The sequence below is a fragment of the Streptomyces sp. ME19-01-6 genome (assembly GCF_033793745.1).
Taxonomy (GTDB): Bacteria; Actinomycetota; Actinomycetes; order Streptomycetales; family Streptomycetaceae; genus Streptomyces.
This window is the reverse complement of the sequence record NZ_JARAXF010000063.1, coordinates 1-19,185: the sequence shown is the minus strand read 5'-3', so window position 1 is coordinate 19,185 and position 19,185 is coordinate 1. Positions and strand designations below refer to the sequence as shown.

13 protein-coding genes and 5 pseudogenes are annotated in these 19,185 nt (G+C 67.1%); 7 read left to right on the top strand and 11 right to left on the bottom strand.

Annotated features, from left to right (window positions below):
• From PV419_RS52085 to PV419_RS52070, 4 genes and pseudogenes are all read right to left on the bottom strand, one after another.
• On the bottom strand, window positions 1-241 hold a 241-nt coding region (locus tag PV419_RS52085; RefSeq protein WP_319701110.1), incomplete at its 3' end, for a hypothetical protein.
• A 575-nt stretch (window positions 242-816) separates the two neighbouring features.
• The gene (locus PV419_RS52080) at window positions 817-2,073 is read right to left on the bottom strand and encodes an MFS transporter (protein WP_319701109.1); all 1,257 of its coding nucleotides are present in this window, start codon (window positions 2,071-2,073) and stop codon (window positions 817-819) included.
• Window positions 2,074-2,125: 52 nt separating this feature from the next.
• Window positions 2,126-3,238 carry an ArsR/SmtB family transcription factor gene (locus tag PV419_RS52075; RefSeq protein ID WP_319701108.1) on the bottom strand — a complete coding sequence of 371 codons (1,113 nt, stop codon included), beginning with the start codon at window positions 3,236-3,238 and terminating at the stop codon, window positions 2,126-2,128.
• 132 nt (window positions 3,239-3,370) lie between these two features.
• Window positions 3,371-5,101, bottom strand: a pseudogene (locus PV419_RS52070) (glycoside hydrolase family 65 protein); the annotation flags it as partial.
• 562 nt (window positions 5,102-5,663) lie between these two features.
• On the opposite strand from PV419_RS52070, the gene PV419_RS52065 reads away from it, so the two are divergent.
• A complete protein-coding gene (locus PV419_RS52065) occupies window positions 5,664-7,013 on the top strand; it encodes an APC family permease (RefSeq protein ID WP_319701111.1) in 1,350 nt (449 codons plus the stop codon).
• Between the two features lie 52 nt (window positions 7,014-7,065).
• Here PV419_RS52065 and PV419_RS52060 read toward each other — a convergent pair whose 3' ends face one another.
• Both PV419_RS52060 and PV419_RS52055 read right to left on the bottom strand, forming a co-directional pair.
• Window positions 7,066-8,082, bottom strand: a complete 1,017-nt coding sequence (locus tag PV419_RS52060; RefSeq protein ID WP_319701107.1) for a TerC family protein — start codon at window positions 8,080-8,082, stop codon at window positions 7,066-7,068.
• A gap of 165 nt (window positions 8,083-8,247) precedes the next feature.
• A pseudogene (locus tag PV419_RS52055) lies at window positions 8,248-8,867 on the bottom strand (cation:proton antiporter); the annotation flags it as partial.
• Here PV419_RS52055 and PV419_RS52050 point away from each other — a divergent pair.
• Together PV419_RS52050 and PV419_RS52045 are read left to right on the top strand one after the other, a co-directional pair.
• Entirely contained in the window at window positions 8,760-9,467 is a 708-nt protein-coding gene (locus tag PV419_RS52050) for an NUDIX hydrolase (protein ID WP_319701106.1), read from the top strand. The pseudogene PV419_RS52055 and the gene PV419_RS52050 sit on opposite strands and share 108 nt — an antisense overlap.
• A 20-nt stretch (window positions 9,468-9,487) precedes the next feature.
• On the top strand, window positions 9,488-9,907 hold the full coding sequence (locus PV419_RS52045; protein WP_319701105.1) for a hypothetical protein: 420 nt from the start codon (window positions 9,488-9,490) through the stop codon (window positions 9,905-9,907).
• 287 nt (window positions 9,908-10,194) lie between these two features.
• On the opposite strand, the gene PV419_RS52040 is transcribed toward PV419_RS52045, so the two are convergent.
• The 5 genes and pseudogenes from PV419_RS52040 to PV419_RS52020 form a co-directional block, all read right to left on the bottom strand.
• On the bottom strand, window positions 10,195-10,551 hold the full coding sequence (locus PV419_RS52040; protein ID WP_319701104.1) for a hypothetical protein: 357 nt from the start codon (window positions 10,549-10,551) through the stop codon (window positions 10,195-10,197).
• On the bottom strand, window positions 10,548-10,817 hold the full coding sequence (locus PV419_RS52035) for a hypothetical protein (protein ID WP_319701103.1): 270 nt from the start codon (window positions 10,815-10,817) through the stop codon (window positions 10,548-10,550). The genes PV419_RS52040 and PV419_RS52035 overlap by 4 nt, the downstream gene beginning before the upstream one ends.
• Window positions 10,818-11,587: 770 nt before the next feature.
• Window positions 11,588-12,700: pseudogene (locus tag PV419_RS52030) on the bottom strand (integrase core domain-containing protein).
• Window positions 12,701-12,746: 46 nt separating this feature from the next.
• Window positions 12,747-13,202: pseudogene (locus PV419_RS52025) on the bottom strand (transposase); the annotation flags it as partial.
• Between the two features lie 51 nt (window positions 13,203-13,253).
• Window positions 13,254-14,279 (bottom strand): LuxR C-terminal-related transcriptional regulator, encoded by a 1,026-nt coding sequence (locus tag PV419_RS52020; protein WP_319701102.1) that lies wholly within the window; start codon window positions 14,277-14,279, stop codon window positions 13,254-13,256.
• A 482-nt stretch (window positions 14,280-14,761) separates the two neighbouring features.
• Here PV419_RS52020 and PV419_RS52015 point away from each other — a divergent pair, with 482 nt between their 5' ends.
• The 4 genes and pseudogenes from PV419_RS52015 to PV419_RS52000 all read left to right on the top strand — a co-directional run.
• Window positions 14,762-15,790: a phenylacetaldoxime dehydratase family protein gene (locus PV419_RS52015; protein ID WP_319701101.1), complete on the top strand. Its 1,029-nt coding sequence runs from the start codon at window positions 14,762-14,764 to the stop codon at window positions 15,788-15,790.
• 147 nt (window positions 15,791-15,937) lie between these two features.
• A pseudogene (locus tag PV419_RS52010) lies at window positions 15,938-16,255 on the top strand (ester cyclase); the annotation flags it as partial.
• Between the two features lie 276 nt (window positions 16,256-16,531).
• A complete protein-coding gene (locus PV419_RS52005) occupies window positions 16,532-18,868 on the top strand; it encodes a molybdopterin-dependent oxidoreductase (RefSeq protein ID WP_319701100.1) in 2,337 nt (778 codons plus the stop codon).
• Window positions 18,869-18,921: 53 nt separating this feature from the next.
• Window positions 18,922-19,185: transposase (locus tag PV419_RS52000; RefSeq protein ID WP_319701099.1), on the top strand; the 264-nt coding region annotated here is incomplete at its 3' end.

Here is a 19,185-nt window from a genome sequence, read left to right as displayed (position 1 = left end):
GTCGGTGCCGGCGAAGTCCACGCGGGCACCGGCCGTCACGGCGCCGAGGAAGGCGGTGCCGGTGAACCGCCGGTACAGCAGTGCTTCGTCGGTGCCGACCGAGGTCCGGCGTCAGGCCGGTCAGCGCGGTGCGGGCGCGGTGCAGTTGGGCCGGGCCGCCGGAGACGGTGGCGGTGACCTGGCGGCTGTCGTAGGGAGCCGTGGCTACGAAGCCGTCGTCCACGCCGACCACGGCGCTCACGTCGGCGGCCCGCAGACGCTGTTCGGCCTGTTTTCCGCACCTGCGTCACCTTATGGACCGGAGCCGCGATGGCGAGCTGGTTGGGCCGTCCTCCCCACGGGGGAGCGGCGTTCAGGATGCGTAGGGCGAAGAACCCGGCGACGAAGCCGGCCAGGGTGAGCCCGAAGACGATCCGCCAGGCGGCCTTCGGATCGTCCAGCAGCCGGCGCCCCGCCGCAGTGTCGCCGGCCGCATGGCCAGGGCGGTGACGGTCAGGCGGCGGGCGCCCAGGAGGCGTGTCTGGCCGGCCGCGGTCGTCAGGCCCAGGCCGGTCCCGGTCCCCGGCACCGTGATCCGAAAACTGCTGACGGCAGGGGATGTACGGGACTGCAAGGAGGTCGGGTGGGCTCTGGCCTCGGCCCGGCCATCGTGCGGGATGTCGCGAAGTCGCACGGCGGCACCGTCTTCGCATGTACGAGAAAAAGCGGTGGCGCGGAAGTCGGGTTCAGCGCGAACGACTCACGACCGGTGCGGCGAGCCTTGCTCACGGCAGGCCGTCCGGAATCGCGGGTGGCTGGACGGCAGCAGGGGGTCAGTCATCGGGCGGACTCCGGCGCGACTGCCGGTTGTTCGGCCTCGGAACCAGATAGGCCGATGCTCACCTGTCCGGGCCGCTGTGCTCTGTCTGTGCGGGCCAGGGTGAGCGTGGCGGTCATGGCCAGAACGACGAGGGCGGCGCCCGAGAGGAGGAAGGCGTCCTGGACTCCGGTGAGTGCGATGGTGGTCGAGGCCACGAAGGGGGAAACGGCCAGGGCTCCTGCCACTCCGGCTTCCCACAGACCCAACGCCTTCGCCAGATGGTGGCTCGGTATGCGCTGCTGCACCAGCGCGATCAGCGGGATGTCCGTGAGGGCCGAGGCCAGCCCGGTGGCGATCAGGAGCACTGCGGCCCCGGTGGTGGAGGTGACGATTCCGAGCGGCGCACGGAAGATTCCGAGCAGGGCCCAGGCCAGCACCGCCGCCAGGGCGAGCCTGCGCATCCGCAGGCCGGCCAGCAGGAGCGCCCCCACCACCTCTGCGACCCCGGCGACGCCCAGCAGCAGGCCGTAGCGGCCGCCCTGCCCCACGACGGCGACCAGCCCCACCGTCAGGAAACCGCTGGTCAGAGCGAGGGCGAGCACGAAGGTCACGATGACCACGAGCACGTCGGGAGCGGCCCGTACGGCCCTGAGCCCGGCGGCGAGATCGGCCCACAGGCCCGCCTGTCCGGCGGCCAGGACGGGGCGGGTCACGCGGAGGGCGGCCACGGCGCCCGCCGAACCGAGGAAGGTCAGGCCGTTGACCACCAGAGCCGCCCGCATGGAGCCGTAGGCGAGCAGCGGCGCGAGCATGAGCGGGCCGACGAAGAAGGCGGCCCGGAAGGCGACTTGCAGAAGCCCGTTGGCCTGTTGCAGACGGTCGGCCGGGACGATCTGCGTGACGATGGCGTTGCGGGCCGGGGCGAACGGGGCGCCGATCAGGGCCAGCAGCGCCGTTGTCACCACGAGCAGGGACAGGTTCAGCAGGCCGAGGGACAGCAGCACCGCGGCTACCGCCACCACGGCGACCCGGGCCAGATCGGTGGCGATCATCAGCTTGCGGCGGTCGTAACGGTCGGCGTACGAGGCGGACACGAACGTGGCCAGGAACGCGGGCGCGAACGCGGACACGCTGACCACGGCAACGGCCGTCGGGTCCTTCGTCAGCGACCAGGCCAGCCAGGCGGTCGCGGCGGTGTACAGGCCGTCGCCGAAGCGTGAGACGGCCTGGCCGGCGAAGAGAAGCAGGAAGTCGCGGTCCCTGAGCAGTGACATGCCGCCACTGTCGGATCCCCTCGCACACCTGATCCACTTATTAGGCAGATGGCTAATCAATGGGGTCGTTGGCGTGCAGAAAGCTCTCCAGGCTGGGAGCGAGAACCGCCACCTGCCCGGGCAGGAGCCGGTACAGGACGTAGTAGACCTCACGGCGGCGTTCGAGCAGGCCCGCCTCCGTCAGGATGCGCAGGTGCTTGGACAGGGCGGCCTCGCTGACGCCGACGAGCGGGGCCAGCTCCTGGGTGCTGCGCGGGCGTTCGGCGATCAGCCGGAGGGCGCGCAGGCGGGTGTCGTCGGCGAGCGCGCGGAGCATGCCGACGAGCTGCGCAGGAGGAATCCTGGGGCGGGCTTCCCGGGCGATCGACGAGACGGGAAAGACGAGGCCGAGCGGCCAGGGGCCGTCGCAGTTGACCCGTACGTGCGGCCACACATAGGCGCTGGGGGCGAGCAGCAGGGTGTCGCCGGGGCCGATGGCGACCTCGTGGTCGTGCGGGCGCTCCAGCCAGAAGCGTTCGGCCTGCCGGTCGCTGCGCACCTCCGGCCACAGGCCGCGGAGCATGCCGTACAGTCCGCGCTGTTCTATCTGGTGCCCGGCCTCGCTCACCCCGGCGGCCAGTTCCGGTTCGATCCGCGCCCATTCCTCCTCGAACGCCTCCCGCCAGTAGCGTTCCAGCATGCTCAGGAACCTTTCGAGGAGTGCGCGGGGGTCGTCCAGGAGCATCGCGGCCATCGCTTTATCGCTTTCGCGTGCGACACGCTCCCGCAGCAGGGCGCGTACGTCCGGTGCCCGCAGCGCGTGCGGATCCCTGCCCTCGCCGCCGCCCGGCCACGGCGACAGCAGCGGGATAGCGAACTCCAGCCGGACCAGCTCCGGGTCCGCCGTGCGCAGGCCGGCCAGCTCGCTGGTGAAGGCCGCGAGCCCACCGGTCGGCCGCGGAAAGAGGAATTCGGGAAAGTACGAGCGCACCGCGTAGGAGAACGCCTCGATCTCCCGCTTCAGCGCCGGCGACAGCTTGCGCATCGCGCGTACCCAGCCGTGTTGGACGGGGTGGTGCTTGGGCTCCACCAGCACATGAAGGCTCAGTACGGCTTCCATCGTCGGCGAGTAGGCGAACCCCACCCGCTCAGCACCACCGGCGGGCACCCGGAACACGATCGTCATGACTCGTCATCCTCGCCGTCCGGCGTCCCCGGAGGGAGCGTGCCGCGCGAGGCGGTGGTCGGCAATGCTGACTTGACGAAGATGTGCGTCGTTCTCGCCGTGGGCCATTAGCACTGGACAACGGACAACAACAAACCCTGTCCATAAGTCGAGTTCCGCGAGATCGCCGTAGCCGTCGAACTGGCTGATGACATCGTCGTGCAAAGGCACGTGGAGTGTGCGGGACACCTCCTCCCATTTCTCGAGTTCACCGCCGTCCAGTCCGGTGCGCTCGACGAGTTCCTGACGGCGGGGTTCGGGAAGAGCGCGCAAAACCTCCAGGGCGCGGGTGAGCACCCATGCGGCAGTCACGTTGGTGTATGCGTTGTCGTCGAGGCCGGGCTTTTGCGCTCCGGGGTAGGCGTCGTGGTACTCGTCGGGGCCGACCACACCTCGGATGCGGTGCCGTCCGAGGCTGTCGTCGTAGGTCGCAGAATCTGCCCAGAAGCGGGAAATCTGCAGCAGCGTCTCGGCGCCCTTGGTGTGCAGGAACTCGGCGTCGCCGCTCGCCTCGCAGTAGTGCCACACGTTGTACGCCACGGCCGAGCCCACGTGCCGCTGCAGCCGGGAGTGGTCGGGCAGCCAGCGTCCGGAGTGCGGGTTGAGGTGCAGTTCCTGGGTCTCCTCGCGCCCGTCGCTTCCGCTCTGCCATGGGTACAGTGCCCCTCGTCGGCCGATCGCGCGGGCATTGGCGCGGGCTCGTTCCAGGCGCCGGTAGCGGTAGTGCAGCAGGGCACGGGACACTTCGGGGAAGTGCAGATTGAGGTACGGAAGGACGAACAGCTCGTCCCAGAAGACGTGTCCGCGGTACGCCTCGCCATGGAGCCCCCGGGCGGGCACGCCCACGTCCAGGTCGGCAGTGTGCGGTGAGAGTGTCTGCAGGATGTGGAAGAGGTGCAGCCGCAGCACGCGCCCGGCCTCGCCCGGGACGTCGAGCCGGGCCCGGCGCCAGAGCTGGTTCCATGCCGTGCGGTGGGAGGTGAGTAGCTCGTCGAAGCCGGGTGCCGCCTCCACTCGGTCGAGCGCTGCGTCCAGCGGATCGCTGATCGCAGGGTCACGGGAGGTGTGCAGGGCGATGGTCTTGTCAACGGTGACGGTCTGGCCAGGCGCCAGGTGCAGGCGCACGCGCTGGACAGCACGGGACGGTGTGTGCCGGATGACGGCGGGCGCCCCGGCCTCCAGCCGTGCAGCCAGACCGATGCGGATGTCGGAAGTGCGCGTGCGGCAGCGAAGCCACACGGTGTCCGCGCCAGCGGTGCCGGTGTGCACGTGGACGAGGTGGCGGTCGTCCAAAGCGCGGTAGCGAGAGACGCCGGAATTGGTGACACCGCCGTCGAGTGCGGCCTCAACATCCAGCTTGCCGGCGAAGCCTTCAGCCGTGAACTCGGTGCGCAGCGCCGCGAGATGCGGATCGGCCATGTGCACCAGACGAAGCTGGCGCACGCAGAGGGCGCCTGCGTCGCCAAGCCCGTAGCGGGTCCGGCGCTCAAGCAGACCATCCGACAAGTGCAGAACCTGCTCGTGATCGAGCACGTTCCCTGCGTCGGGGGTGAGCCACTGCTGCTCGGCGAGACCAAAGCGCAGCGGCAACCAGTTCGGAAGGTTGACCATGTCCTCGTTCTCGACCTGGCGCCCGGCAACCTCCGAGGTGAGCCGGTTGTAGCAGCCGGCTGCATAGGTGCCCGGGTAGTGCACAGCGTCCGCGGCGCATTCGGGTAGCGCGCCTCGAGTGGCGAAGTACCCGTTGGCGAGCGTGCACAGCGACTCCCGCAGGCGCTCGTCCGCAGGGTCGTAACCCTCGTAGCGCCAAGGCCATCCCGTCACCGTGGCGTCCCCCAAGCGGGTTCTCCGAGGTCGAGTACGCCATGCCGGCACCCGTGCCGCATCAGTCTCGGCCTGGTGCCGCGGCCGTGGCGCCGTCCACGCCGATCATGCGGGCGAATTCACTCCGGTGGCCGCTCGGCACCTGTCGGGATGTCTCGACAGGACTGGTGTGATTTGCCTCTCCGCTTCACAGCGACGGTCCGAGAAGAGCGGCCGGGCGGTTTGCCCGCATGAGGCCAGGAAGCCGTCGAGCTGGGGCTTGCCGGGCGCCGAAGGCGACTCATCGACTGCGGGCGCCATGGCCGAGTCGGTGATCCATCCGTCCATGTGGGAAAGAACCAGCTTCCGTCGGCGGGCGGGGCAGGCCGCATCGTGCAGCAGCTGTGGGCGCGGCGCGAATCGCCATGAGAGGTCTATGGAGGGGGGTGCCTTCCGGACCGCAATGTGCCCTGCGCGCGTGCCTCCGGTTGCAGTACGCCCAGGCATCGGTGGCTTGCCTGCCGGGCAGGCAAGGCGTTGTCCAGTGCAGAACGCCTCAGGAGCCTTCGTGTCCGCAACCGGAATGGATTCCGCCTCTTCATCGGGGAGCGGGAACGACACCCCGCTGCGGCGCGTCATCGGTCCCAGACTGCTGGTCCTGTTCGTGATCGGCGACATCCTCGGTACCGGCATCTATGCCACCACCGGGAAGGTCGCCGGTAAGGTCGGCGGGGCGCTGTGGCTGCCGTTCGTCATCGGGTTCGTCGTGGCCATCCTGACAGCGGCCTCGTACGCCGAACTCGTCGGCAAGTACCCGAAGGCGGCCGGAGCCGCGCTCTACACCCAAAAGGCGTTCAAGGTCCCGTTCCTCACCTTCATCATCGCCTTCATGGTCATGTGCTCGGGCCTGTCCTCGGCGAGTGCGGCAGCCCGCGCCTTCAGCGGCGACTATCTCGCCGAGTTCACGGACTTCTTCCCGCCCACCCTCGTCGCGATCCTGTTCATCCTCTCCCTGGCAGCCCTGAGCCTGCGCGGCGTGTCTGAGTCCGTGAAGACCAATGTGGTCCTCACTCTGGTCGAACTAACCGGCCTGCTCGTCATCCTCGCCATCGGCATCTGGGCGGTTTTGACCGGTGACGGTGAACCGGGCCGGCTCGGCGAGTTCCATGCAGAGGGCAGCGGCTACGCCTTGGTAACGAGTGTGCTGGGGGCGACAGCGCTCGGCTTCTTCGCCTTCGTGGGTTTCGAGGACTCTGTCAACATGGCCGAGGAGACCAGGGACCCGGTGCGTACGTTTCCGCGCGCCATCTTCGTCGGCGTGGCCGTCACCGGCACCGTCTATGTCCTGGTAGCCCTGGTCTCCTCGCTGCTCGTCGACTACCGCGTGCTGGAGCACTCCAGTGGCCCGCTGCTGGAGGTCGTCAAGGCCGGCGGGCTCGACTTCCCGCCCAAGCTGTTCGCCCTGATCGCTCTGTTCGCGGTCACCAACTCCGCCCTGATCAACATCATGATGGCGTCGCGCCTGTGCTACGGCATGGCGAACGAACGCATCCTGCCCGCTGCCCTGGGCCGCGTTCTGCCCCGGCGCCGCACCCCGGTCGTCGGCATCGTCTTCGTCTCGGTCCTTGCCATCGGCCTGGTCTCCACCGGGGAGATCGCGGGCCTCGGCGACACCACGGCCTTCCTGCTGCTGTGCGTCTTCGCCGTCGTCAACATCGCCGTCCTCGTCCTCCGCCGTGACCGCGTCGAGCACCAGCACTTCCGCACACCGACCGCTCTGCCGGTGCTCGGCGCGATCACCGCCCTCATCCTGGCCAGCCCGCTGTCCGACCGGCCCGCCGACGTCTACATCAGAGCGGGTGTACTACTTGCCATCGGAATCGGGCTGTGGGCAGTCAACAAGACGGTGATGAAGCTGCGCGGCGAGGCGTGAGCTGCATCCGTCCCCCTCGTAGCGGCGCAGGGCGGGCTGCCGGAGCCGTACGTCAACCGTCGGTGCGGCTGCCGTGCTCGGCATCCTGGAGTGATGGGCTGCCCAGTACGGCACCGGCGTGAGCCCGGGCTGTGGGATCGCGGCGGGATTTGATCACGCTGGCCACGATGGTGGCCGTGAGCACCGCACCGATGACAGCCAGCGAAGCGGCGGTGCTGATCTCCGGGATGCCAGATTCGATGCCGTGGCCCCAGTGAAGGACGAGCTTCACGCCGATGAACGCCAGAATGAACGCCAGCCCCGCAGCGAGGTACACCAGGCGGTCCAGCAGCCCGGTGACCAGGAAGTACAGCGCCCGCAGACCCAGCAAGGCGAACGCGTTCGCCACGAAGACGATATAAGGCTCCTCGGTCACACCGAAAACGGCCGGGATCGAGTCCAGGGCGAACAAGATGTCCGTGCCGCCGATGACGATGAACACCACGAACAACGGGGTCACCGCGCGCCGTCCACCCATACGGCTCACCATCCTCCCACCGTCATAGCTGTCGGTGACAGGCAGGAGCCGTCGGCAGGACCGCACCAGCACGTTGCTCTCGATATCGGGGTCCTGGTCACGGTGTCGGTAGAGCTGGACTGCCGTCCACAGCAGCAGCAGGCCGAAGATGAGGAACATGAAGGAGAACAGTGACAGCAGCGCCGCCCCGAGGGCGATGAAGACAGCCCGCAGGACGAGGGCGGCGATGATGCCGAAGGTCAGCACACGCTGCTGATGCTCACGTGGCACCGCGAACGTCGACATGATGATCACAAAGACGAAGAGGTTGTCGACGGACAGGCTTTTCTCCACGACGTAGCCGGCGTAGTACTGCGCGCCGTACTCCCACCCCACCACTTGGGCGAAGACCACACCGAAGACCACCGCGACCGCGATGTAGAAGATCGACCACAAGGCGGCTTCCCGGAATCCCACGGCGTGCGGGCGGACCGTACCCACCGAGAGATCGACGGCAAGCAGCGCCGCAATCACGGCGATGGTCAGCACCCAGCCGAGTCCGGTAACCGGCATCCCAAGACCTCCGCATCACAGGACACAAGGACATCGCTTCCCCGCCACGCCGGCCACCGCTCTGTGGAACACCCGATGCGGTACAGGTCAGCGACCATTCAGCCATGCCACTGCGGACCCTTCGGTGATGGACTCGCCGCGGCCGATGACCACTCGCCCAGTTGGGCCGGTCATGAAGGCGCCGATGGCGTCGACGACCCCGAGGAGCTCAGAGACGCCGGCCACGAGGATCGCGGCACCGAGGAAGCTGATGACCAGCAGTTCGTTGTCACGCACGGCGATCAGCCGCCCGATCAGGCGCGTGCCCCAGCGGGCCGCGATGGCCAGCACCATCAGGAAGGCGAACGCCTTGGCCGCCTGCAGGAGGGTGTCCGCGACACCCTCGGCGCCGCTGATGACAGGCTGGAGGGCGGCGAGATACAGGGCGAGGAAGATGTCTTCCACCACCGTGACACCGAGGATCAGGCGGGTCTCGGGGCAGGAGATCCGGCCGAGGTCGACGAGGATCTTGGTGACGATCGCCGAGGAGGAGATGCCCAGGACACCGGAAAGCACGAGAGCCTCCCGTCCGCCCCGCCCAGGGCAGGCCCGAAAGCCAGGCCCGCTCCAACGTTCAGCAGCAGGTACATACCGCCGGCGGCCAGCAGGCGTCTGCCACCTCTTTTGAGATCGTCGAGTTGGAACTCCAGCCCCAGGTAGAACAGCAGAAGCACCAGGCCGAGCGCGGAGAGCATCGCGAAGTCATGCGGGTCCTCGACCAGGACCACGCCGGTGGGGTGGAACCCTTCCTCAGCCGGCCCGCACTGCCCGGCGGCTACGTCCAGAAGACCGAGACCTTGCGCGAGGGGGCGTTGCGTGAACTCTGGGAGGAGGCCGGGATCGACGACAGCCGACTGCACCTGGAACAGCTCGGCGCCTACGGGGACCCTGGACGCGACCCGAGAGGAAGAGTGGTCACGATCGCCTATCTCGCGCTGGGGCCGGAACTTCCCACACCTGTGGGCGGGACCGACGCCAAGCGCGCCTACTGGGCTCCCGTGTCACAACTGATCAACGGGGCGCAGGAGCTGGCCTTCGACCATCCGGCCATCCTCGCGGACGCCTTGGAGGAGATCCGCAGAAAGCTCGAGTACACCGCGGTCGCCACGGCCTTCTGCGGAGAGACGTTCACCCTGAGCGAGCTGCGCACCGTCTACGAAGTGATCTGGGGGCAGTATCTGGACCCGAGCAACTTCCGCCGCAAAGTGCTCAATACAGAGGGCTTTGTGCAACCCACGGGGGAGCGGCGGCTGCCCCCCACTGGCCGGCCGGCCGGCCTTTACCGCCGGGGGACCGCATGGCTGCTCAGCCCGCCTCTGCTCCGCGGCACCGGGCACCCCGCGTAGCTCGCCTCGGATACCGACCGATGCGCGAGACGCGGTCCGGCCGGACTCGACTCAATGAACTGTCTGAGCAGGCCCAGCCCGCCCCCCGCCTGGCCGCTGTCTCCCCGCCGACCGCCGAGCGCGCCGTGCCCCGGGCGCTGTGGCCGCTGCAGCGCACCTCGCCCTCGTTGGTCGCGAACGAGGTCGAGGAGAAGACCACGGCCGAGCGCGCGGCGCGCGAGGGGCTGTGGCTGTCCAGTTGCGTCCCCGTGCGGGAGCGCTGGATGGACATGGTCCTGGTCGTGGACCGCAGCAGCTCCATGGTGGCGTGGCGCAGAGCCTGTGTCGCTCGAAAAGTCGTCGCTGCACGTCACGCGGCGTATGGGTACTCGCTCATGGGGCCGCAGAGGATCTGGGTTCGCGGCACGCACAGAGCGCTGGTGTCCGTTGCAGCAGGCTGATTCTGGGCATCGGGTGGTAGCTGGGGTTGCGCGCTTGGTGGGGCCGGTGCTCGTGGCGCGCACTTGATCACGTCCAGTTCCTCGGCCTCGAAGACGGCGTCGAACGCCTCGCCGGACTTGCCGTCCCGATCGCGCAGAAGGAACCGCAGGGACCCCATGCGCATGCCGAGGTCAGCGGCGGGATTCCTCGCCTGCTGCACCCTGTGGGGCTCGGAAAGGCGTCGCTGCAGGTGGCGTCAGCTACTGGGTCCTGGCCAGCATTGTGGAGCCGACTCGTGGTTCTGATCTCAGGAGACCGTGTTGCTCAGGTCTTGGATGCGGGCCTGCATCAGGGGAAGAATCTCGGTCGTGGCTCGTTCGACGGAGGTGGCGAGTACGTCGGCGTTGAGCTTGCGGTGCGGTACGTGGGCGAGTTTGTCGCGCAGTGCGATGGGGCCGCTGTATGCCTGTGTCACGGTGCCGTGAGATGCCTGTTTGAGCATTTCACCGAAGGTGAGCATGCAGTAGGCCAGGGCGAGGAGGCGCTCGTTTCCTGGTTTTGGTGTTCCGTCGCGGAGGATTGCGCGGGCCTGGTCGAGCGCTGCCGTTGCGTCGGTCAGGCGGAGCAGTTCTCGGTGTTCACGGTCGGTGCGTGTGCTGGTCACGCCGCCCCGCGCATGTCGTTCAGAGGTTCGGTTTCTTCGACTTCCACTCCGGGGCCGCGTGGGACGACTTCCACGAGGGCGCCGAGGATGCCCGACAGGTCCGTCTCGAAGCTGGTGATGTCGAAGTAGGAGCGGTCGGGGTCCAGGGTGGCCACGAGTTCCCCCGGCTCGGTGCTCAGGGCGAAGGAGCGCAGGCCATGGCGATGTCCGAGTTGGCGGATGGTCGTGGCGTTGGCGCGAAGCTTTGCGGTGGTGGCCGGCCTCACAGCTCATCCTCCTTCGCGATTTCGGGCGCCGGAATCGACAGGAGCCAGGATATAGGAGTGTGGTGGGAGGATGAGCGTGCTCAGGAGCCGGTGGCTGGGAGCGGCGTTCCTTCTCCGTACGGCGGTGTACGGCTCCGAGGCAGACTGCTACGGTGTGACATGGATGGTTACGGAGAGTAATCGCTGGGCTGGGGGTCAAGGGGTCGCAGGTTCAAATCCTGTCGTCCCGACCAGCATCATCGCAGGTCGGAGGCCGTTTCCGCGGGTAGCGGAGGCGGCCTTAACCGTTTCCGGGCCCCCGATTCGTCCGTCACCCGATCTGGTAGACCTACAGCGCCGTACCGCGCCCCTGTGGGCCTTCGTCAACCACAGGCCCTTGCGGTCACCCCATCGATTCGGATGTCTTCTCCATCGAGAGGCATAAGGACCCCTTGTCGGATCACGAGCACCCTTCGCGGTGGGAGCACGGTGTCGTGCTCCCCATGCGACAGGGGCGGGGAGACTGCCGGTGATCCCTGCGGGCAGGTTTCCGCAGGCAGTCCGCACGTGGGGCATTCGGCCGCCGTGGACGGGCTGCGTCAAGGGGCCGTAAAGCCCCTTGTCGCCGACCGGCAGATAGGGCACTCCCAGGGCGTGAGCGCCGTATCCGGCTCTAGAGCGCCGTAACGAGACAGCCTTGCAGGGCCTTGTCGGAATAAATAGTGTGCCAAGCGAGTGAGGGGATGGCCCCGATGAATGCAAGCGCTGGGTGAAGGGTGTCAATATTCCGATCAGGCAGCTGAGCTGGGCCTTTCCTGTGGATGGTGAGGCAGACGGGGTGACGTGGTGTGGTACTCGTTGATCAGTCCGCCAAGTACTTGGCGGCGCCTGACCGCGGCAGCGGGCAGGGGGATGACGTTTGGGTCGTCGTCAGGTGCTCGTAGGCCGAGGCCACGGTGAGCCCGTCCCGCGTTGTAGTGCTTGGCGTACGTGGTGAGGGCCGCGCGGAGGTGTCGTTCGCCGGTGATGAGGAGTCGGTCGGTGCATTCGGTGCGGGCTGTGCGTATCCATCGTTCGGCGAACGCGTTGGACCGCGGGCTCTGCGGCGGAGTCGGTATGACGGCTGTGCCGTTGCCCGCGAAGACGGCGTCGAATGCGGCGGTGAACTTGCTGTCCCGGTCACGGATGAGGAACCGGAAGCGCCCGGCTCTGTCGCCGAGGTCCATGAGCAGGTTGCGGGCGAGTTGGGCGACCCAAGCACCGGTCAGGTGGGCGGTGACGCCCAGGACATGGACGCGCCGGGTCTTGATCTCCATGACGAAGAACACGTAGAGACGCTTGAGGAAGACAGTCTCCACGTGCATGAAGTCACAGGCGAGCAGCGCGTGGGCCTGGGAGCGGAGGAACGCGCGCCAGGTCTGCTGGGAGGCGCGCTGCGGTGCGGGCGGTAGACCGGAGCGGCGCAGAACGCGCCGGATCGTGGCGGCGGCAACCCGATGACCAAGCCGTCGCAGTTCACCCTGGATCCTGACGTATCCCCAGGTCGGGTTCTCTCGCGCCAGGCGCTGGATGAGCACCGCAATCCCCTCCGGCAACGGTGGCCGGCCGGGCCCGACTGGTGCCTGTCGCCACTTTCAGCGCACCAGACGGCGGTGCCAGGCCAGCAGTGTCCCCGGGGTGACCAGCCGATGGCAGCGCACGGCGGATGGCAGGTGCCGCGCGAGAGCGGAAAACACGGCACGATCAGCCCATGAGAGCCGCGGCCGCTCTACCTGCCGGCGAAGCACAGCAACCTCATGACGAAGGGCAAGGATCTCAGCGTTGTTCGCGGCGGTCGATCGGCCCAGCACGAGGAGGCAGCCCAGTAGTCGGCAGAAGATCAGGTAGAGCAGTCGCAGACCCACGATCACTGATCATGCCCATACGTAGACGATCGCAAAGCCCCAGGTCAACCACCGTACGCCAATAGAGACACCCTTCAGGACAGGAGGCAGTGTCGGAGACCGCATGCACGCTCACCGCGACCTGGCAGTTCGCCTGCTTGCCCAGCGCTCCGCAAAACTGGTGCGCAACCGCCACCGACATCTTCCCGTCCTTGGGGAACGACACATCATCGACCGCCCAGGCAGCCGGGCCGATCAGCGGCAGCATCCGCTCCGCGATCCGCCGCCGCACCGGCAGCGGATCCCAGGTCGACTGGTTCGCGAACTACTGCAGGTTCTGCTCGTTGCCGTCCTCCAGCCGCTCCGCCATCGGCTGGATCGACTTGCGCCGCACGTCCAGCATCAGCCCCCGCAGATAGCAGTCGCCCTTCGCACGCTGATCCTTCCGCGGCCCCGACGCGAACACATCAGCCACGAAAAACGCCAACTTCGCGCGAGCCCGGTCGACTTCATGTGCGTCCATACCCCAATCTGCCCCCAAACAGGACGGAGAGTCGGATGTAACGGAGTCCTACTAGGCACCACCGTGCATCGCTCGAGTGAGCTCCACCCGTGACCGCAACGCGAGTTTACGGTACGTGCTCTTCAAGTACTTCTTGACGGTGTGAGGGCTCAGGAAGAGCTGTACCGCGATCTCGCCATCCCTCAAGCCCGAGGCAACGAGGTCTGCTATCTCGTACTCCCTGGGGCTCAGGACCCCCTGGATCCAAGCCCGTGCGTGAGTCGGTGACGGTGCGTCGACCCGGTTGTGGATGATCGTGATGATCATGTCGTCGTCCGGCAGGTGAACCGACCGTAGCCTCAGGCCGGTCTCGGGATCTACGCTCGGGCGCGTCGTACCGTCGCGAACATGTGCTGCTCCTTCGCGCGCCCTAACCAGAACATCGTCGAAGGTCTGGTCCCCTGACAGCCCGGCGATGACCTGCCGTGCCGCTGGATTCGCGGTGCGTTCCGCAGTGCGTGTGTCCGTCACGATGACCGGTTCGTCGATCAGCTCGAGGGCCGCGGACGCGCGCGCGAGCCGTCTGTCGAGCTCTTCAGCGACGTTGTTCCTCTCCATGGCCAAGCCGGACAGACGGCCGAGCGCCTCCATCACGGTCAGCTCCGCGAGAGCGAATCTGCCCTGGCCCGACGTCCGAGCCACGTTCAAGGTGCCTCGTACCTCTCCGGCCACGATCAGAGGTGCCTGCAACGTGTGGGCGATGCTATGCAGGGCGAGCACCTGCCTGTAGAGGGGAAGCAGCATCCACTCGGCTGGCTCTGAGATCTCTGCTTCCGTCACCGCTGAACGACGTGTCAACACCGCCTGCAGCACAGGGTCCGAGTCGCGACCCTGATGTTCGTACCGGGCGAGGAAGTACTCGCTGACGCCATGCGCAAGCACGCTCGATGCCGCGTTACCGTCGCTGCCTAGGAGATACACGCCCGCGGCCTTTCCGGGGATGACGCGGCACATTTCCTCAAGGATCCTGGTCTGGATCTCCCCCTGCTCCCAACATGTGCGTGCCTCGGCGGCGAACCGGAGCAGCGTGGTGCTCACCGAACCCTCCACACGGGGCGCCTTTCTGCGGCCGAGCCGCTGGTCGATGCCCGACGTACGACACCAGCTGCTGCTGCAAACAAACCTCCCTGAGTACGCGCGAGATCCCAAGGGCGGCGCCCGTCACGAGGCGCCGTTGGTGCCTGGAAGGTTTCGTGCGTCGGTATTCGCCTCTGTCCAAAGAACCCGATATTCACTTGGTCCCCGGGAAGGCCGGCGCGTGGTGACCTCACCGCTCGCGCTGCTCCGAGGATCGACCCATGCGGGAGCAGGGTCAAGTCTGAACAGCCCCGCTGGCGCTGTGACGGAAGGTTGCGAACAGAAGAGGACCCGTTCGGGTGACGGCCGGCGCGTCTCGGTCTCCGTCGCACGCCTCGGTGGCCCCCAACGAGTACGGGTCGGCAGTACCTGCTCGGGGTCTGACGACGCGGGGTCGCGCGCAGCAACGCTGAGCCATGAGTTGCCCATGAGAGGAACCGACGGTGACGAAGATACGACCTCGCGACTTCCACAATCCCTACTCCGCGTACAGCTCGACTTTCTCGTCACTCGACGAAGTCATCGTCATGGCGCAGATAGGCATTCAGTACCTCCCAGGAACTGATGCGAAGGACGTGCATGAGCAGCTGCAGGGGGCCTTGGCAGCAGAGTCCTGTGTCTATCAGGCCGAGGCCGGACGCCATGTGGACGCAGCCGGCCGCGCCAACGAGGTTTTCATGACCTACTGGACCTCCGACGAGGATTACCAGCGATGGCGTGCAGAGCACCCGCTGGAGTCCTGGGCGCCGAGCTTGGTTGAGCGAGGCATCGGCCTGTGGGTCGAGACGATTCAGGTGCCAGCGCGCCGACTGGAGACGTCCTTTTCGACCGAGGACGTCCGATGGGGTATCGCCGAGAGTCGATCGACGCAGCTCAACCCGTTCCACTCCTACTTCGGGTCGATGCGCGACCGCATCCACGACGCCGAGGACGGCGGCCTTCCGGTGACCGTGCAGGACGTCTCAAAGGGCGCCGTGACTTCGCTTGACCGCCATATCTGGTTCGAGGTGCCGGAAAACGCCTGCTTCATCAGGTCGCCTCAGGGTTGGCGGCACTGTCCCGATGCAGAGCGCGACTGGTTCGAGGAGCGGATGCTCCCCGTCTATCAAGTAGGGGTCGACTACCTGGTGGAGAACCCCCTCACGACCGGGTGTCTCAGTATCCGCAAGCTCGATGTCGACTTCCCGGCCGGATCGCAGGTGCAGACGTCCTCTCTGGCTTGGTGGCAGTCGCTGGAGCACCTCGAGGCATGGGCCCATGAGCATCCGACTCATCTTGCGATCCTGAAGAGCTTCGGCGAGCTGGCGGCGCACTTCGCGCCAGACGTGACCGTGGTGCTCGGTCACGAGGTCTATGTGGTGCCGGAGGGCGGCGCCCGAGCCGAATACGTCAATTGTCACGACCGTACCGGCCTGCTGCCGTTCTTCGGCCATCTGAGCACCACTGAGTCCCATCCCATTACCCATCACTGAGGGGTCCGGGTCCCTGGTCCGAAGGTAAGACGCGATGTCGAACACGATTGTTGACTACGAAGTCGGCGGAATTCATGTTGCCAGGAGGCAGCCCGGGAGTGAGTCGTTGACTCGGTTCAACTCCGGTGCTGCTCGTTCACGGCGGACTCCAAGGTGCACATGGCCGGAGCGCCCGAGGCGCGAGGCTCCGAGGAGTGCCGCGCGGCCTTCGGGTTCCTGCTCGAAGCCTGGCCCGACCAGCAGTTCGACATCCAGGAGATCGTGGCCCACGACGGGGGCTACGTGTGCCGCTCGATCCTCACCGGCACCCTGGCCAAGCCGTGGAACCTGGGCGGCACGGTGGTCGAGCCGCGCGGGCAACGCGTGAGCTTCGGCATCCTCGACGTCATGACGTGCCGCGAGGATCTGATCGTGCGCAAGGAGGTCTGGCTCGATGGCGGGGCGATGTTGGCAGCGCTCATGTGAGGCGAAACCGCGAGGTTTGGTCGGCGTCCGCACGCACCCCAGAGGTGTTCGAACGAGGGTTGACCAAGGTCTTCGCCCGGCCTGAGCGAGGTCGGGGCTCGCGAGCGGGCAGCCAGGCGCCTGCCACCCACGGGGCCGGCTCTCGAGTCGTTGTCCAACGCCGTTCACCATTCAGGTCTCGGTGGATGGTGGGTCCGCCGTGCTCGGGTCAGTACGAGCGGTGAACTCCGCTCGGTCACGACTGCCACGCATTGCTTGATGAGAGGACGTTCACCCATGCAGAACCCGCGCCCTGCTCGACCAGATGTGCACCACGGAGTGTTCACGACTGCCACGCACTGGGGGAGGTATCGAGTCGTCGTCAAGGGCGGGGAGATCCGCTGGATCTCACCCCTGGACGACCCGGAGCCGGCCACGATCGGCTACCGCCGAACGAGCTATGACCAAGGTCGAGGTCGTGTCCTTCGTCCCACGGTTCGGACCAGCTACCTGCAGAACAGGGATACGCCCGCGCGACCACGGGGCGACGACACCTTTACACCTGTTTCGTGGGAGCGCGCGCTCGATCTGGTGGCAGAAGAGATCAAGCGCGCCCACAACACGCGCGGGCCCAGCTCGATCTTCGGAGGTTCCTACGGGTGGGCAAGCGCTGGGCGCTTTCACCATGCGCAAAGTCAGGTGCATCGCTTCCTCAACGTGGCAGGTGGCTACACGCCTTCGATCGACAGCTACAGCTACGCCGCCATGGCGCGGATCGTCCCGCACGTGCTCGGCACCTCAGCCGATGAGCACTTGCTGTCCCTCCCGACGTGGGAGGAGATCGCGGCGCACGTCGACCTCCTCCTGGCTTTCGGTGGCCTTCCTGCCAAGAACGCTCAGGTCAACCCCGGCGGGGTGCACGTGCACCGGTCGCGCTCGGGCCTGCGGATGTGCGCCGAGGCCGGCGTCGAGCTGGTCAATATCAGTCCACAGCGGAGCGACCTCGACATCGACGATGCGCAATGGGTCCGCGTCAGGCCCAACACAGACACCGCGTTGATGCTGGCCCTGACCTACGAGGTGTGGGCCGCCGGCGACCACGATGCCGAGTTCCTGCGGGAGTGCTGCGTGGGGGCCGAGGATCTCGTGGCCTACCTGTCCGGGGCTCTGGACGGCGTCGTCAAGGACGCGAGCTGGGCGGCCGCGGTGTGTGACATCCCTGACGCCACCATCCGCGACCTTGCGCGCCGGATTGTGGGCGGCCGGACGTTGATCACAGTGAGCTGGTCCATTCAGCGCGGTGACCATGGCGAGCAGCCCTTCTGGGCCGCCATTGCTCTCGCCGCCATGGCTGGTCACCTGGGTCGGCCCCACAGGGGGGTCGCGCTCGGGTTCGGCACCCACCACAGCACCGGCGCGCGTCAACGCAAGCTTCCGGTCGCCGCACTCCCGCAAAAAGTGCGTGAGCTTCCCGAGATCGCGCCCATCCCGGTTGCTCGTATCGCCGACATGCTGCTGGGTCCTGGGCAAGAGATCGACTTCGACGGCCGCCGCCTGACCTTTCCCGACATCGACCTCGTCTACTGGTGCGGGGGAAACCCGTTCCATCATCACCAGGACCTCAATCGCCTGGTGGAGGCCTGGCAGCAACCCCGTACGATCATCGTGCACGAGTCCTTCTGGACCGCCACCGCCAAGCATGCCGACATCGTGCTGCCAGTCTCCACCTATCTCGAACGCAACGACGTGGCGTTCGGCCGCCACGAGTCTCACCTCTCTGTCATGCACGCCGCGGTAGACCCCCCGGGAGAGGCACGCGACGACTATGCGGTGTTCGCGGACTTGGCAGACCGGCTTGGATTCCGCCGCGAGTTCACCGAAGGTCGGTCTGCCGATGAGTGGGTGCGGCATCTCTACGACACCACGCGAGATGGCCTGGCCGCTGCCGGCATGCCGATTCCTGACTTCCGGACCTTCTGGGCCGCCGGCGAGGTCACCATTCCCCTGCCGGAGCCCGATCGGCGGGCCGACCCGTTGGCGTTGTTGCGTGAGGACCCGATGCGAAACCCGTTGACCACGCCTTCCGGCAAGGTTGAACTGACCTCGGCGACGATCGAGTCCTTCGCCTACGACGACTGTCCGGGACACCCCACCTGGCTCGAGCCTCAGGAGTGGTTGGGCTCGACGGCTGCGGAGCGCTTCCCCCTGCACCTGCTCTCTCCGCAGCCGCGAACCCGTCTACACAGCCAGTACGACCAAGCAGACCACAGCGCTGAGTCCAAGGTCCGGGGACGCGAGCCGATACACGTGAACCCCGACGACGCAACAGCCCGCCACATCCGCGCGGGTGACGTCGTTCGGGTCTTCAACGACCGTGGTCAGTGTCTCGCCGGTGCGTTGATCGATCCAGGAGTCCGCAGCGGCGTCGTCGTGCTCCATGCCGGAGCGTGGTACGACCCCATCGAGCCTGGTGGGCTCGACGTGCACGGCAACCCGAACGTGCTCACCTTCGACAAGGGCACCTCGAAGCTCGCCCAAGGCCCAAGCTCAGGAACGGCGCTTGTCCAGGTCGAACGCTTTGACGGACCACTCCCGCCAGTGCGGGCCTTCGATCCTCCTGCGCAGGACACCTAGTAGGACTCCGTTAGGTCTGTCTGTTCGGACGTGTTCAGGGGCATGAGCACTGTGTGGACGCACATGAAGTCAATCGTGTTCGAGCGACGTTGGCATTATTCGTGGCGGACGTGTTCGCCTCGGTGCCGAGGAAGGACCAGCGGGCCAAGGGCGACTGCTATCTGCGGAGGCTGATGACGGACGGTCGCCGCAAGTCCGTCCAGGCCATGGCCGCTCGGCTGCCGGACGGCAACGAGCAGAACCTGCAGCAGTTCGTGAACCAGTCCACATGGGATCCGGTGCCGGTGCGCCGGCGGATCGCCGAGCGGATGGTGCCG

Excerpts from the sequence above, each read along its gene's own strand:
- PV419_RS52080 (WP_319701109.1), bottom strand. The coding sequence starts at position 2,073 with ATGTCACTGCTCAGGGACCGCGACTTCCTGCTTCTCTTCGCCGGCCAG.
- PV419_RS52075 (WP_319701108.1), bottom strand. The coding sequence starts at position 3,238 with ATGACGATCGTGTTCCGGGTGCCCGCCGGTGGTGCTGAGCGGGTGGGG.
- PV419_RS52065 (WP_319701111.1), top strand. The coding sequence starts at position 5,664 with ATGGATTCCGCCTCTTCATCGGGGAGCGGGAACGACACCCCGCTGCGG.
- PV419_RS52060 (WP_319701107.1), bottom strand. The coding sequence starts at position 8,082 with ATGCCGGTTACCGGACTCGGCTGGGTGCTGACCATCGCCGTGATTGCG.
- PV419_RS52045 (WP_319701105.1), top strand. The coding sequence starts at position 9,488 with ATGCGCGAGACGCGGTCCGGCCGGACTCGACTCAATGAACTGTCTGAG.
- PV419_RS52005 (WP_319701100.1), top strand. The coding sequence starts at position 16,532 with ATGCAGAACCCGCGCCCTGCTCGACCAGATGTGCACCACGGAGTGTTC.